At 59.1% G+C, this 13954-nt stretch carries 12 protein-coding genes, 1 tRNA gene and 1 pseudogene; 4 read left to right on the top strand and 10 right to left on the bottom strand.

The annotated features are described in order from the left end of the window. Nucleotides 1-43 precede the first annotated feature (43 nt). Complete coding sequence (clpA, locus tag CLU87_RS10385) at nt 44-2392, top strand: ATP-dependent Clp protease ATP-binding subunit ClpA (protein ID WP_099730404.1); 2349 nt, start codon at nt 44-46, stop codon at nt 2390-2392. A 110-nt stretch (nt 2393-2502) separates the two neighbouring features. Here the strand turns inward: clpA and CLU87_RS10380 are convergent, their stop codons facing one another. Further along, nucleotides 2503-4671, bottom strand: a complete 2169-nt coding sequence (locus tag CLU87_RS10380; protein WP_099730403.1) for an AsmA family protein — start codon at nt 4669-4671, stop codon at nt 2503-2505. A gap of 196 nt (nt 4672-4867) precedes the next feature. On the opposite strand from CLU87_RS10380, the gene CLU87_RS10375 reads away from it, so the two are divergent. The 3 genes and pseudogenes from CLU87_RS10375 to CLU87_RS23520 all read left to right on the top strand — a co-directional run. Next, complete coding sequence (locus CLU87_RS10375; RefSeq protein ID WP_099730402.1) at nt 4868-5785, top strand: pseudouridine synthase; 918 nt, start codon at nt 4868-4870, stop codon at nt 5783-5785. A gap of 184 nt (nt 5786-5969) precedes the next feature. Next, nucleotides 5970-6380 carry a Cache 3/Cache 2 fusion domain-containing protein gene (locus CLU87_RS10370; protein ID WP_233193765.1) on the top strand — a complete coding sequence of 137 codons (411 nt, stop codon included), beginning with the start codon at nt 5970-5972 and terminating at the stop codon, nt 6378-6380. Between the two features lie 10 nt (nt 6381-6390). Then, nucleotides 6391-6501, top strand: a pseudogene (locus CLU87_RS23520) (Cache 3/Cache 2 fusion domain-containing protein); the annotation flags it as partial. Here the strand turns inward: CLU87_RS23520 and CLU87_RS23600 are convergent. From CLU87_RS23600 to CLU87_RS10325, 9 genes are all read right to left on the bottom strand, one after another. Next, entirely contained in the window at nt 6462-7199 is a 738-nt protein-coding gene (locus CLU87_RS23600) for a DUF3987 domain-containing protein (protein WP_233194302.1), read from the bottom strand. The pseudogene CLU87_RS23520 and the gene CLU87_RS23600 sit on opposite strands and share 40 nt — an antisense overlap. Then, the gene (locus CLU87_RS23595; protein ID WP_233194289.1) at nt 7109-7858 is read right to left on the bottom strand and encodes a DUF3987 domain-containing protein; all 750 of its coding nucleotides are present in this window, start codon (nt 7856-7858) and stop codon (nt 7109-7111) included. Before CLU87_RS23595 ends, CLU87_RS23600 begins: the two co-directional genes overlap by 91 nt. A gap of 244 nt (nt 7859-8102) precedes the next feature. After that, nucleotides 8103-8444 carry a hypothetical protein gene (locus tag CLU87_RS23510; RefSeq protein WP_233193764.1) on the bottom strand — a complete coding sequence of 114 codons (342 nt, stop codon included), beginning with the start codon at nt 8442-8444 and terminating at the stop codon, nt 8103-8105. After that, nucleotides 8441-8719: a hypothetical protein gene (locus CLU87_RS10350; RefSeq protein ID WP_143227268.1), complete on the bottom strand. Its 279-nt coding sequence runs from the start codon at nt 8717-8719 to the stop codon at nt 8441-8443. The genes CLU87_RS23510 and CLU87_RS10350 overlap by 4 nt, the downstream gene beginning before the upstream one ends. A gap of 9 nt (nt 8720-8728) precedes the next feature. Continuing rightward, nucleotides 8729-8971 (bottom strand): AlpA family transcriptional regulator, encoded by a 243-nt coding sequence (locus CLU87_RS10345; RefSeq protein WP_233193763.1) that lies wholly within the window; start codon nt 8969-8971, stop codon nt 8729-8731. Nucleotides 8972-9138: 167 nt separating this feature from the next. Continuing rightward, a complete protein-coding gene (locus CLU87_RS10340) occupies nt 9139-9510 on the bottom strand; it encodes a hypothetical protein (RefSeq protein ID WP_099730399.1) in 372 nt (123 codons plus the stop codon). A gap of 385 nt (nt 9511-9895) precedes the next feature. Further along, the gene (locus CLU87_RS10335) at nt 9896-12283 is read right to left on the bottom strand and encodes a spermidine synthase (protein WP_099730398.1); all 2388 of its coding nucleotides are present in this window, start codon (nt 12281-12283) and stop codon (nt 9896-9898) included. A gap of 260 nt (nt 12284-12543) precedes the next feature. Then, nucleotides 12544-13578, bottom strand: a complete 1035-nt coding sequence (locus CLU87_RS10330) for an integrase arm-type DNA-binding domain-containing protein (protein ID WP_233193762.1) — start codon at nt 13576-13578, stop codon at nt 12544-12546. Nucleotides 13579-13818: 240 nt separating this feature from the next. Further along, nucleotides 13819-13892: transfer RNA gene (locus CLU87_RS10325), tRNA-Gly, on the bottom strand. Nucleotides 13893-13954 lie beyond the last annotated feature (62 nt).

The raw sequence follows: 13954 nt of genomic DNA, 5'->3' as shown, positions 1-13954 counted from the left end.
CGATCTACAGTTATCCCTTCCACGCAAGCACAAAGGAGTTCACATGATTGCCCAGGAACTGGAAGTCAGCTTGCACATGGCCTTTGTTGAGGCCCGTCAGCAGCGCCACGAGTTCATCACCGTGGAGCATCTGTTGCTTGCATTGCTCGATAACCCCAGCGCAGCGGAGGTGCTGCGCGCATGTTCGGCCAATATCGATGATCTGCGTTCATCGCTGTCGAACTTCATCAAAGACAACACGCCCCAGGTTGCCGGTAGCGACGAGGTGGACACTCAACCCACCCTGGGCTTCCAGCGGGTGATCCAGCGCGCCATCATGCACGTGCAGTCCACGGGCAACGGCAAGAAAGAGGTGACGGGCGCTAATGTGCTCGTGGCTATCTTCGGCGAGAAAGATTCGCACGCTGTGTACTACCTGCACCAGCAGGGCGTCACGCGCCTGGACGTGGTCAACTTCATTGCCCATGGCATCAAGAAGGGCGAGCCTCCCGAGCCCGCTAAGGCCGAGAATCAGGCCGAGGGCGAAGAGGGCGGTGGTGGCGAGCGCAACGAAAAGGCCTCGCCGCTGGAACAGTTCACCCAGAACCTGAACCAGGCGGCCAAGGACGGCAAGATTGACCCGCTGATCGGCCGCAACTACGAGGTCGAGCGCACGATCCAGATTCTGTGCCGCCGCCGCAAGAACAACCCTCTGCTGGTGGGCGAAGCCGGTGTGGGCAAGACCGCGATTGCCGAGGGTCTGGCCTGGCGTATTACGCAGAACGACGTGCCAGAGATCCTGGCGGAGGCCACGGTGTACTCGCTCGACATGGGCGCGTTGCTGGCGGGCACCAAGTACCGTGGCGATTTCGAGCAGCGCCTCAAAGGCGTGCTCAAGTCGCTCAAGGACAAGCCCAATGCCATCCTGTTCATCGACGAGATCCACACCCTGATCGGTGCGGGCGCGGCCTCTGGCGGCACCTTGGATGCGTCCAACTTGCTGAAGCCGGCGCTGTCAAGTGGCCAGCTCAAGTGCATCGGTGCAACCACCTTCACGGAGTACCGTGGCATCTTCGAAAAAGATGCGGCCTTGTCCCGCCGCTTCCAGAAGGTGGATGTGGTCGAACCGAGCGTGGCCGAGACCATTGACATCTTGAAGGGCCTCAAGAGCCGCTTTGAAGAGCACCACAGCGTGAAGTACGCCGCTGCGGCCCTGCAGGCCGCGGCCGAACTGAGTGCCAAGTACATCAACGACCGCCATTTGCCTGACAAGGCTATCGACGTGATCGACGAGGCAGGTGCCGCGCAGCGCATCCTGGTGCCCAGCAAGCGCAAGAAGACCATCGGCAAGGCCGAGATCGAAGAGATCGTGGCCAAGATCGCGCGCATTCCGCCCGCCAATGTCAGCAACGACGACCGCGGTAAGCTGCAGACGCTGGAGCGCGACCTCAAGAGCGTGGTATTCGGTCAGGACAAGGCGCTTGAGGTACTTGCCAGCGCTGTCAAGATGGCGCGTTCGGGTCTGGGCAAGGGTGACAAACCCATCGGCTCATTCCTGTTCAGTGGTCCCACGGGCGTCGGCAAGACCGAAGCGGCCAAACAGCTCGCCTACATCATGGGCATCGAGCTGATCCGCTTCGATATGTCCGAGTACATGGAGCGCCATGCTGTGAGCCGCCTGATTGGCGCGCCTCCAGGTTATGTCGGTTTCGACCAAGGTGGTCTGCTGACGGAAGCCATCACGAAGAAGCCGCACGCGGTGCTGCTGCTCGATGAGATCGAGAAAGCACATCCGGACATCTTCAACGTGCTGCTGCAGGTCATGGACCATGGCACGCTGACGGACAACAATGGTCGCAAGGCCGACTTCCGCAACGTGCTCATCATCATGACCACGAATGCCGGCGCCGAGACCATGAACAAGGCGACTATTGGCTTCACCAACCCGCGTCAGGCGGGCGACGAGATGGGCGACATCAAGCGCCTGTTCACGCCCGAGTTCCGCAACCGGTTGGATGCCATCGTCAACTTCAAGGCCTTGGATGAGCAGATCATCCTGCGCGTGGTGGACAAGTTCCTGCTGCAGCTGGAGACGCAGCTGGCCGAGAAGAAGGTGGAGGTCACCTTCACCGATGCCTTGCGCAAGCATCTGGCGAAGAAGGGCTTCGACCCCCTGATGGGCGCGCGCCCGATGCAGCGCCTGATTCAGGACACGATCCGCCGTGCCTTGGCCGACGAGCTGCTGTTTGGCCGCCTGACCGAAGGTGGACGCCTGACCGTGGACATCGAGTTGAAGAAGGACGACAAGGGGGTAGAAACACCCGAAGTGCTTCTTGACATCCAGCCTTTGCCCAAGAAGGAGCGCTCGGCGAAGTCCGAACCTGCAGAGCCGGAAGAGGCAACGACCGACTGACGTTGCGTTCCTCGCAAATCCACGAAAGGCCCATGGCGTCAACCATGGGCTTTTTCATTGGCGATGGTCGCTGAGGGTGTGTACCGCCATAGGCGATGTATAGGTGTTTTCTAGCGTGCTGTGGTGCGCGCGGCTGGAGCGCTAGCGCGCCCCGCCTTGACCGGTTGCGTGGCCTGAGCAAGCAAGGGAGCACACTGCGCATCGTCGTCAGCGCCGGGTACTGTGACCGGTATCAGCGCCAACGCTGCAGGCGCGGCCACGGCAGCGGCAATGGCTGCACCTGCGCGCAGCAACAATGCGCCGGGCTCCGCGCCCACGTCAGGCTTGCCCAGCGTGCCACGTACATACAACGGAGTGCGCAAAGAAAAGAACTTCCACTCCAAGGATGCAGGTTTCACGCTCAGGTTCAGGCGTTCGTCCGCCATGTCGATGGTGCCGGTGACATCCACCACCGCTTCGTTGGTGCTCAGCTTGGCAGTGCGGACTGTGGCAACCCCTTCGCGCACTGCCAAGTCTGCCACTGCGCAACGGAGCTGCACCTCCTTGTCGTCGCCAAACAGTTTGCCAATCACAATGCTGCCGACGTTGAGCGCAGCGCGGTCCAGCAGTTCGCGGCTCAGAGTTCCTTCGCGCACGTATAGGCGCGCCTCACCGTTGCTTGTGCCGAGCCATTGCGCCACGGAGTTGCCTTGACCATTCAATGCGATGGCCCCATCCAGCCGGCCCAGACTTTTACGCGTCAATTCCACCTCGGGGAACAAGGCAGCGAGTCGCAGGTTTTGCACGCGGGTGTCCATGCGTACCGTGAGCGGTCGTTTGCGACTATCCAGCATCAGCTTTGACTCAATCTGGCCTTTGGCTACGCCAAAGTGCAAAGGCTCCAGGCGCAGCACTGCATCGTCGAGCACCGCGTGCACGCTGAGGTCTTCCAGTGGCAGGCTGTCGGGGCGGAGCACTCGTTGTCCCGAGAATTTCAGATCCATGTCCATGTTGCTCCAACGATCGGTGGCAAAGGCTGCGTTGGGCAATACCCTGCCATTCCGACCCGCTGGGGCTTTCGCCGTGGTGGCTGTCCCGAGCACTGGCCCCAGGTCTGCAAGCCGCAATTGGTTGGATGTGATGGCTCCCGACAGCTTGCCGCGCGGCGCCCCTGATACAAAGCGCAGATTGCCGTGGAGGTCGCTCTGGCCCACCGTTCCGGTGAAGTCACGGTAGTTCCACACGGCGCGGCCTGGCTGCAGGCTACCCTGCAGTCGGCCCTGGGTTTGAAACGCAGGCGTGTTGGGCAGAACCAGACCCGTGAGCGCGTACAGATCCGCCATGCTGGCGCCCTTGAGCATGACCTGAAAATCCATGCCTGACAGGGCGCCCGGGTTGGCCAAAATGCCCTGAACCGCTGTTTCCACACTGCCCGCCTTGGCTGTGAATTGCAGGGGATAGTTCACTTGCTTGTCACGCAGTGTGAGGACGGAGCCGGCCTTGCCGCGGCCTTCGATGCGTGCTTTGCCCAGCGTACCCATCACATCGAATCGCACACCATAGCGTGGGGAACCAGAAGCAACGTCTGCGCTGGCCGCAGACGAGGCTGCAGCGTGCGGGGGCGCCATTCCCGTCTCTTGTGGCAAGGTATCGACACGGCCCGTCAGGTCAAGGTCCTGTGTGGCGTCGGAATACCCCAGTCGGCCTTTACGAACCACCAGCTGGTGGACGCTGAACCTCCAGCGAGGCTTCGTATCGGCGGGGTCTTTTTGGGGGAAGGTCCAGTTGTGGGTGCCATCGCGCAACCGAGCAAGCGAGATATTCGGGCCAGATAGTTCCAAGGTATCAATCACCACTTCCCGAGCCAGCAACGGCCAGAGCTTGAGCGACGCGCGTGCCACCTCTGCGCTGGCCGTGGGGCGGGGTTCTGCGCTCTTCCCGCGGGCGAACCCTGGCGGGTCTTGCAGAACCAGCTGCGTGCCCTGCACGGTGACGCCGGGTACCCAGCGGTGCCAGCCCTCTTCGAGCGGCTGCGGCCAGTGCCAGGATGCGGACAGATCGCCTTCCACCGCAAACGGTCGTCCGCTCGCGTTGCTGACGGCTTCGTTGAGCCAGGGCTTGGCGCGGTTCCAGTCCCACTGGGTCAAAGTCACCACGCCAATCAAAAGCAGCCCCATCACGCCCGCCGCCACACCCCAGGCTATGCCTACCCTGCGGCTGCCTTGTCTCCTTGGGGATGCGGGTTGAGCTACGGGGCGGGGCGATGGGTTGGTAGCGAGGTTGGTGGGAGGGCTCGTCATAGAACGGTCATGCTAGCCCGCAGAACGTGACTTTGGGCCCCTCGCGCTGAGCCGCAGGTCTTTTGGCGCGCTTGTCCTACAGAGTGGGAACGCGCGGACGATCTTCTTGCCGTGCGGGGCTCGGGGGCACGCTGGCCCGTGCGAGGTCTGCTGCTGTGTTCTTACGCACGTCGATCCCTCCTAGAATTCGCACGCCATGCACAACCCCCGTCATCCCCATGTACTCCCGGTGCGCAACGGTGTGAGCCCCAGCTGTGTGGTACTGCCCACACGCGGGCAGGGCAGCATGCTGGATTTCCTGGCGCAGCGACTGCCCGCAGTGTCCCGTGATGGCTGGTACGACCGCATGAAGGCGGGTGATGTGGTGGATGAGCACGGGCAGGCTGTTCAGCCCGAGCGGCCCTTTGAGGGTGGTGTGCGTGTTTACTACTACCGCAGCCTCCCGGCGGAGCCCGCGTTGCCCTTCAGCGAAACCGTGCTGTACCAGGACGAGCATCTGGTGGTGGCGGACAAGCCGCACTTCATGCCGGTCACACCCTCGGGCTGTTATCTGCAAAACACCTTGCTGGTGCGGCTCAAGCGTCGGCTGGGGTTACCCGCGTTGTCACCACTGCATCGCATCGATCGCGATACAGCCGGGTTGGTGATGTTGTCGGTGCAACAGCGCACCCGTGGTGCCTACCAGGCCTTGTTCCGGGACCGGCAGATCAGCAAGCACTATGAGGCGATTGCGCCCTGGCGCGCGGACGTAGTCTTTCCACGCGACCATGTCAGCCGCCTAGAAGAAAGCCCGCAGTTCTTTCGTATGCACGAAGTGCCCGGGGAGCCTAACAGCCACACCCAGATGCAGGTGCTGGAGGTGGCCGGCGATTGGGCGCGCTACCGCCTGTCACCCATCACCGGCAAGCGGCACCAGTTGCGCGTGCACATGGCGGCGCTCGGACTGCCGCTGCGCAACGATCCGTTCTACCCCGTGGTCAACGACCCGCCCGAAGGTGACTATTCGCGCCCCCTGCAGTTGCTGGCAAGGTCACTGGAGTTTGTGGACCCGGTCACGGGGGCCCAGCGTGTGTTCGAGAGCCGGCAGTCTCTGCAGCTACCCATGGGTGGCTAGGCTCTCTGAACGCACTTGCGCTGGCAGGACGTGGGTGTTCCTGCCGAGCATTGGGGATATTTGCAAGGGTTTTCCCTAGTTTTCGACGGGCCATTGCTGATTGCGCCGTTTGCATTACGGGGCGAATCGGGTACTTTGTCTTTCTCATATGCATGCCATTGCATAAATTTCAGAAAAGTACCAGATGATTTCGTCAAACAGTCGCCACTCAGTGGCTTTCAAACTTTCGGCAACCGCTTTGTTCAGCCTGTTGGTGGTCTTGCTGGCCACCATGGGCATTGTCAGTGGCCTGCTGCGGAAAGACTTCGGCCGCCTATCGCGGGACGATGCCAAGCAGTACGCGGCCCAGGTGCGCATGCTGGTGCAGACCTTTGACGACACCGCACAAGAGCAAGCCAAGCGGGACTTCACCCTGTTCAAGGCGAATTTCCCGGGACAGTTCTCTGTGGCCGAGGCGCCCGGTGCGGACGGAAAGCCCGAAGCTGTGCTGTCGTTTCAAGGCGCGTCCGTTAACGGCGATTTCGAGGTGGTTGACCGCTTTTCCAAAGACAGCATGGGCGCGGTGGCGACCATTTTTGCGCGCACGGGGGGATGACTTCATCCGCGTGACCACATCGCTCAAGAAGCAGGACGGTGAGCGCGCCTACAAGACCTTGCTGGATCGCAAGCACCCTGCCTATGCCCTGATGAATGAGGGCAAGACATACATCGGCCGCGCGAGCCTGTTTGGCCGTGAGTACATGACTGTGTACGAGCCCATCTCGGTTTCAAAGGGCACCAGCCACTCTACAAACAAACCCTGCGCAGCTGCATCGAAACGCCACACATGTGCGTCTGTCTCACTTGCTGGTGCCAACGATGCCAGGCGCTCGAACACCGCCCAGGCCGCCTGTTTTGCCGGGGTGTCAGGCCACTGGTCGACGTGGACAAAATCGCCAGCGGTGTCAGGCCACACGGTCAAACCGAACCGCTGCAACAGCCCATCATCTGCACTGCCACCAGCAACGGTACCGCGCACGTATTCCTGAATGCGGCCCGGCTGGATGCCGCCCAGCATAGCTAGACAAACTCGGGGCACATGTACGGTGCCCCGCTGGATGCGGTCAAAGGTGTATCCCTGATTGCCGTCATAGGCTTGCAGGTAGAAGGCGCGTGATCCCTCTTGCCCTTGCTTGTCTAAGCTGGTCAGAAGCCCATACAGTTCATCTCGATAGGAGAGGGTGCCCCAAGGGTTCTGTTGAAGCAGCTCGCCCAGCTTCTCCACCGTCGCGTCGTTAACAATGTAGCGCCGAGCCACGGGTTCGGCGGGTGCGTCGATTGGCTCTAGCAAGGCACGCGCCGCCGCTGGGTCTTTTGATGCAAGCCCCTTGGCTTTTTGCTGTTGGCCTCTCCAGCCAGTTCGGCCACCTTGCAATCGAGCGCCCAGGCATCGTGCGCCAGTTGCCATTGCTCAAACTCATTCGCCTGCAAATGGTTGAGCGGTCGCAGCGTATCGGCTAGCGCAGGGCTTTTCTTCACCCCAGGTCGGCCAACTGTCATCGCCCACAGGTTCGGCACAACCTGCCAATCATCTCGGGCCTTGGGCTGCACCACAGCACGAGCACCGATCAAGCTGGATGCCGCCACCAGTGCGGCCACTGCGGGGAAGTCAGGTGGGCATTGCATCCGGTGGGCAATGTCCATCACCCAGGCCCGCAACGCTTCTGGCATCAGCTCCGCGTCGAAGGCATGAACAGGTGGTAGCGCATCGGGCAAGGGCGTTGGGTCCCGCCATGCGCCGCTCGCTATGGTGATGGCCTTCGCCGCTTCAATGCACTGGCGCACCGCGCCTAGCCCAGCCAACTGGTGCAGGTCATTGAAGTCTGTTGCCTTGTCTGGCCTGCTCGCCGGGAACACTGGCACAGCCACACGGCCGCTCACGGCTTGCGCCGCTGCCGTCGCCTTGCTCAGTCCGGGGTCGCCCTCGGTAATGTGGTCATCGTCTGTGGCTATCGTGATCTTCAGCGCGGGGTACTTCGTGCGCAGCGCCTGTGCCACCGCCTCCAGGTTGCCCGCATTGAACGCCACCGCCACCGCGTGCCCCGTTGCCTCATGGATGCTCGCGCCGGTCGCATAGCCGCACACACGATCAGTACGCTGTCAAGCTTGCCGATGGAGAAGTAACAGCCCTTCGCACGTGTACCCGGTTGACAACGTTTGCCGCCGTCTGGTGCGATGGTTTGCAGGCTTGCAGTGCCCCCGATGTATCGCGCATCGGGATCAACAAGTGGTGGCCGTCGCACTTGACCCCGTGGGGCTTGATGCCTTGGCGTGTGAGCTACTCACGCTCGGTCGCTGTTGTGGCCTCGGTCAAGATCAGCGCCGCCGCTTCTGCGGCCTGCCGCTGCCGCTCAGTATGGTCAGCATCGCGCTCCGCCGTTGTCATCTCGTTGTCGGCCTTGCCGGACCAGATGGAGTGCAGCCCCTCGCGCCAGCATCCAAACGCACCGAACCGGATGCCGTACAGGTGCAACAAATACCAGCCGGAATCGTCAGTCCGTTTGCCGCTTGTGCTGAAACGGTGGATCGTGCCGTCTGCCTCAATGTCCTCCGGCGGTGGCAGGCCAGCCGACGCAATCGCGGCCCGGAAATTTTCGCAAGGGTCAGACCATGCAATCACAGCCGCCCCCCGATCTGCTCCAGGAATCGCCGCGCCGTATCGATGGTGGGCAGATGGCGCACGAGCCCCCAGCGGTCGGCCCGATAGGTCACAGCTTCGTCCGCCGAGTCTGTTCGGTCCAATGCGTAGCCCTTCAACGCGAACGCAGCCCGCAGGCTTGAAAACGCTTTGTCATCGCGCTCCGCAGTGGGAAAATTTGAACCGTTGATCGTGCTGCCTGCCGTCAGATTGCGGTCCCCGGTTTGCATTTCTTTTGGGGTGGTGTTGATCGTCATGTCCACCCCTTACGCGGCCAGCAATGCGGCCAGCTTCTTTGCACGCTGGGCGTGAAGCAGACTCACCAGCTCACGGATCGCATCGTCTGATTGCCCGCCTATACGCGCCGCGTTTATGGCCTTGACTTCATCAGATGGCCAGCCAACAGACCTCTGCCCGATCTGCACAGGTTTAGTGAAAAGACCGGCCTTGATGGCGTTGTAAATGCTTGCGTGGGAGCGGTGTCCCGTTTCAGCCTTGACGGCTGGCATTCTCAAGATTGACATTTAACCCCCTATATGACATTGGCACACTTTGCCAATAGGGGCAGTCTGAATATTCACGCTCCAGATTTGAAGCCTACGTACGGGCACGCCGCACTACCTGCGCGCACGACTTACGCCTTCCCGGCAGAGCGGAGCTTTTTTCACTCGGTCATCTATTCCCGCACAGTTCTAAATTTTTGGGGAATGAACGTTTCGGCGATATTTAACGCGGCGTCGTCCATGGACTTGAACTTGTGCATGTGTTCATCGCACCACTTAAACACGCTTTTCTTATCGCAGTGATTCTTTGCGTGTCTGCCTTGGGCTGCCCTCTTCGCTGCGCCCGAAATCGCAAACTTATCCGCCTCGTGAATTCGCCTTTCAAGAAGGACCAGCTCTTTTGCATTCTTTCCAAGATTTTCAAGGCACGCGTGCATCCAGAAGAGCGTTTCCCAGTTGGGTGGCAAAAGCTCCTTGCAAATGCGTTCTATGGTTTGCGTGCGTGACAAACCCAACCGAAAGGCACACCGGTTGAGAAGGTCCATGTCCGTGACAAACGTGTACCAGGGATTAGGATTTGCCGCCCCCAAGGAGTCAGGATCTCGAAGCAACTAAGCGAGTTTGTTTTTATAGGTCGTCACCCGTTCACCGCGTGCGAGACGCAGTGCTTCGACTTCCTCGCTCACGACAAGCGCGAGCGCATGTGTTTTTTGTTTTCTTTAAATCGCTCGGCATCAAGCGAAATATTTTCGCGGTCAACATCGTAGACCATGGCGCCCTTCGCGCCCCTGAAACTAGGTGCAAGCCCAGCCCGTCAGGGAAACGGGTTTTCGCGGATCAGCCTAGGGCTTGCAGAAAATATAGGTCAGCTTGAACTCGATTATGTCTATAGTGGGTCATTGACTCCAGTTCACCACCATGCAGTTTTTGCTACTCAACCTTTACCGGCATTGCTCTAGAGTGAGGCGTCAAATCAAGGTCCCACAACGGAACCCTAGGCGATACCCAAACTCCCGTAAGTTGGCGCCACCAATAGTATTCGAATGTCGGGCGATCATCCGTATTTGCATCCGTCCGTAGTTCATTAGGCACTGTCGAAAAATTTATGACCTGCAGATTCTGCCTAGTGCTGCTAGCTACCGGCCCGCGCCCTGGCAGTTCCGTGAACCACGCATCTCTAATATCCCGACCCACAATTGCTTCATTGGGTATATCGATTTGCCCGTTCTTGAAATACATGTGGTAATAGCCAGTCCACAATGCGTTGCGAAAAACTTTGTGGCCATCCGTTAGGTGACCAGTCAAAGGTCGTGTGCTCAAATATCCGCCAGTTGTCAGTAGCTTCTTTTGCTCCAAGAAAAACTCTTCTGTGAAAAGGTTCCCGCTACCTGCGTGCCATGGCTCATTTATCTTGTTCTGAATCAGATCAAAGTGCTGTCCACGTTTTATGGCAGATTGCACATAGCGCCGCCCATCTGCGATGACGATATTTACACGCGGGTCGCTGAAGATTCGTGATGAGGAAGTCTTTGTGTACTTTTTGACGGCCTTCACAACTTCTTCTGACAGATCCACTACTGTAATTTTTTCGACGAAGGGTAGATCGAGCATCGAATCAATGAGGTAAGCGTGACCAATGCCGATAACAAGAATGTTCTTTGGTCTGAAGGCTGGATCAAGCGCCATCAGATCCGTATGGTTCCAGCGCCATGCTTCATAGATATCATTAGGACCGGGGTCGGCATTGAGCGCCGATGCCGACGCAGTGCGATTGACATCTATGATCGTGTAAAAGCGCGACGTCGGGACGACGGTTGCAACACCTGTACGGCCCTCAAAAACATCGGTCACTCGGTAGTTGTCGAGCCGGAATGATTTGTAGTAGTCGTTCGGCATCATCAGCGCCGCCGCTAAACCGCACGCCAGCATCGCGTATGCGCGCCAGCCCACAAATATTGGCCTGTTTCCCCAGATAACACATGCAGAGCCGCACCCGACGATAAACACTGTCAACAGCGTGCTTTGACCGGTTCCAAAATAGGGAAGAAGAAGAATGCCGCAGGTGAAAGCGCCGATTACATTACCTGTGGTGTAAAGCGTGTAGTTTCGTGCGAAACGATTGCCAGCGTCTTCAATTCGTTGAGTGATGAGCCTGAACATCACTGGAAACAGTCCTGACCATGCCACTACAGAGAGCATCATCCCCAGCGAGAACAGGAATACGGTGACAGGGGAAGGGTCACCCACTAGGTGGGTGAATTCAGAGCTTACTAGTTGTCCGTTGAAGCTAGAGAACCTAAGGGCTCCGAGTGACGCTGCCCAGTCAGGTGGGAATCGCAGCGCGGCCAACAACAGCACCGCGCCGGTGGCAAAGAGCCCCGTGGTGACTTGCGGAAGTCGATTGCTGTATCGATCAGCTAACTGGCCTCCTACCCACTGACCCAGCGACATGAGGCATAGGTACGCGCACAGAAGCACTGGGAAGACGACGGTCGACAGCGTCAAGTAGTTCGACAACACTCGAAAGAAAATAACTTGAATAGAAAGAGTGCCAAAGCCGAAGAGAACTGCCGCCACCGCTGAGGCTAGCGGTATCGTTGCAGGTGCGACTCTATGGGGGGCGAGACTTTCATCAGAATTCGTCGCCTTAGTCTGGCGGAGCACATGTACGGCAATGCAGGCGGCGAAAATGTTCGCGGCGGCAGCGAAATAGGTGGTCCCACTAAGGCCGAACAGCTCTATGAGTACGAGCCCCGTCACCAATGATCCAACCGCGGCTCCCGCGATATTCCACCCATACAGAATACCCACTGTCCGACCCACGTTGGACAAACGCTCTCTCGCCACATGCACGATGAGAGGGGTGGTGAGCCCCATCCCGATGATGGGGAGTGATAGCAAACCCAAGTTAATAAGAAGATCTGCCGTTAGCGAATCCCCGGTCAGCCACCCTACTTTCGCATTAGCCGTCCGCAGTAGGGGGATGGATAAAACACCATAGATTGCAACCATTAGCTCAATGATGGCGTACAGCCTAATTGCTCCTGATTGGGATCTGGCCACAAGGAGCTTGGCTAACTCAGATCCAATCCCTAGGCAAATCATGAAGATGGTGACTACGAGCACCATCGAGACTGCATCAGATCCTATTATCTGCGTCATCACCCGCTGCCACGTAACTTGATAGGCAAGGGCCGCAAAACCGGAGAACGCCAGAGCGATGGCAAATCGGAATTTCGTGGCCCTCTGAACGTCAGGCGGACTGATTTCTCCACGAGAGGGGGCCGACGAAGAACTCTCGCTAACGTTACCTGCCATGTTTTGTTCTCAAGTCATAGTTTGTCATGGGGCCCAAGCGGGCAACGGAGTATATCGGTGACATCTTCTGCAAATAGGTCCCGGCTCCCCTCGCCGCAGAGACCTTTCTAAGTGCATTTGAGCTCGGCAACCTCAGAGCCAACTCGCAACATGTCCAAGTAGTCGGCCCACGTCTGCATCATCTGCCGACGCTGCCCAAGGTAGTCGGCGCGGTCATAGGCGTTGCCTAGCGGCCCGCTTTTTCCTTGTCCAAGTTGAGCCTACACCATGTCGGCGGGAATGCCCGGGATTCGCTCTGCGATCATGGTGCGGGCCATTGCTCGGAACCCCTGGCCCACATGTTCATCGTTGCCAAAATCCAGCCGACGCAGTGCCGCGTTGATCGTGCCGTCGCTCATGGGTTTGTTGCGGTCCCTCTCACCGGGAAACACGTAGCGCCCGCCGCCAGTCAACTGCTCAAGCATCTTGAGGATGCGTACCGCTTGGGTGGACAGGGGCACCAGGTGCCGCTTGCCGTTGACCTTTCCATGCTTCTTGCGCTTCATGTCGGCCGGAGGAATGGTCAGCATCGCCCCCTCCAGATCAACCCATGCCCATTCCATTGCCCGGATGGTGCCGGGACGCTGAAAGAACAGGGCGGAGAGTTGCATCGCCGCCAGCGTGGCCGGTTGCCCGGTGTAGCCGTCGATAGCCCGCAGCAAGCCCCCTGCCTCCTCCGGATCAAGCACCGCTGAAAAGTGCTTCGCCACATGTGGCTTGAGTGCGCCCTTCAAGTCGCCCGCCGGGTTGCTTTCACAGTACCCCGTCTGGATGCCATAGCGGAACACTTGCCCGGCCATCTGTTGCAGGTCTTGCGCAGTGCTGAGAATGCCCTTTGCCTCTGCCTTGCGCAGCGCCGCCAACAGTAAAGGGGCTTTGATCTTGCTCACCGGCATACTGCCAATGTGAGGGAACAAGTAAATTTCGTTCATCCGCAGCCACTTGGTGCCGTGGCCCTCGCTCCAGCCCGACGCCTTGACGGCGTGGAACTCGCGGGCCACTGCTTCAAAGGTGATTGCCCCGGTCGAGGTCTTAGTCAGCTTCTCAAGTTTGCGCGTCTCTATCGGGTCACGGCCCTCCGCTTTTTGCAGCTTTGCCGCATCCCGCGCATTCCGGGCCGCCTTCAAGGTCACGGCTGGATAGCTGCCCAGTGCAAGGCGCGTCTCCTTCCCTTGCTTGTACAGCTTCAGGAACCATCGTTTCGACCCGCCCGGGCTAACCTCCAAGTACAAGCCCGACGTGTCGGTCAGCCTCATACGCTTTTTGTGCGGGGGGCAAGTAGCGTTTCTGCAGTCTGGATCGGTGAGCATCGGGGAACAACTTTCTAGGTCTGTGCCCCGGTTGGGTGGGAAGGGTTTCGTTTGTTCCCCGCATTGTTCCCCGATCTTTTTTTGACTGTCAACGTCTGCCGCTGGACCTTGCTGCAATGAAAGGTGCTGATACTCCAATGAAAAGGCCGCCAGGTGTTTATCCTTGACGGCCTTTGGCTACTCATGTGGAGCGGGTGAAGGGAATCGAACCCTCGTATGAAGCTTGGGAAGCTGCCGTTCTACCATTGAACTACACCCGCGAGGCTTTGGATTATAGGCATCATCGGTAGACCGTAGCTTGTGCGCCCAACTGAGTGAGAGC

Origin of the sequence: Acidovorax sp. 59 (assembly GCF_002754175.1) — a bacterium.
Lineage (GTDB): Bacteria > Pseudomonadota > Gammaproteobacteria > Burkholderiales > Burkholderiaceae_C > Acidovorax > Acidovorax delafieldii.
The sequence above is the reverse complement of the archived record's forward strand: the minus strand, read 5'-3'. Positions and strand labels throughout refer to the sequence as shown.

Coding starts and splice junctions, on each gene's coding strand:
- clpA (WP_099730404.1), top strand. CDS start 44: ATGATTGCCCAGGAACTGGAAGTCAGCTTGCACATGGCCTTTGTTGAG.
- CLU87_RS10380 (WP_099730403.1), bottom strand. CDS start 4,671: ATGACGAGCCCTCCCACCAACCTCGCTACCAACCCATCGCCCCGCCCC.
- CLU87_RS10375 (WP_099730402.1), top strand. CDS start 4,868: ATGCACAACCCCCGTCATCCCCATGTACTCCCGGTGCGCAACGGTGTG.
- CLU87_RS10370 (WP_233193765.1), top strand. CDS start 5,970: ATGATTTCGTCAAACAGTCGCCACTCAGTGGCTTTCAAACTTTCGGCA.
- CLU87_RS10350 (WP_143227268.1), bottom strand. CDS start 8,719: ATGACGATCAACACCACCCCAAAAGAAATGCAAACCGGGGACCGCAAT.
- CLU87_RS10345 (WP_233193763.1), bottom strand. CDS start 8,971: ATGCCAGCCGTCAAGGCTGAAACGGGACACCGCTCCCACGCAAGCATT.
- CLU87_RS10340 (WP_099730399.1), bottom strand. CDS start 9,510: ATGGACCTTCTCAACCGGTGTGCCTTTCGGTTGGGTTTGTCACGCACG.
- CLU87_RS10335 (WP_099730398.1), bottom strand. CDS start 12,283: ATGGCAGGTAACGTTAGCGAGAGTTCTTCGTCGGCCCCCTCTCGTGGA.
- CLU87_RS10330 (WP_233193762.1), bottom strand. CDS start 13,578: ATGAGGCTGACCGACACGTCGGGCTTGTACTTGGAGGTTAGCCCGGGC.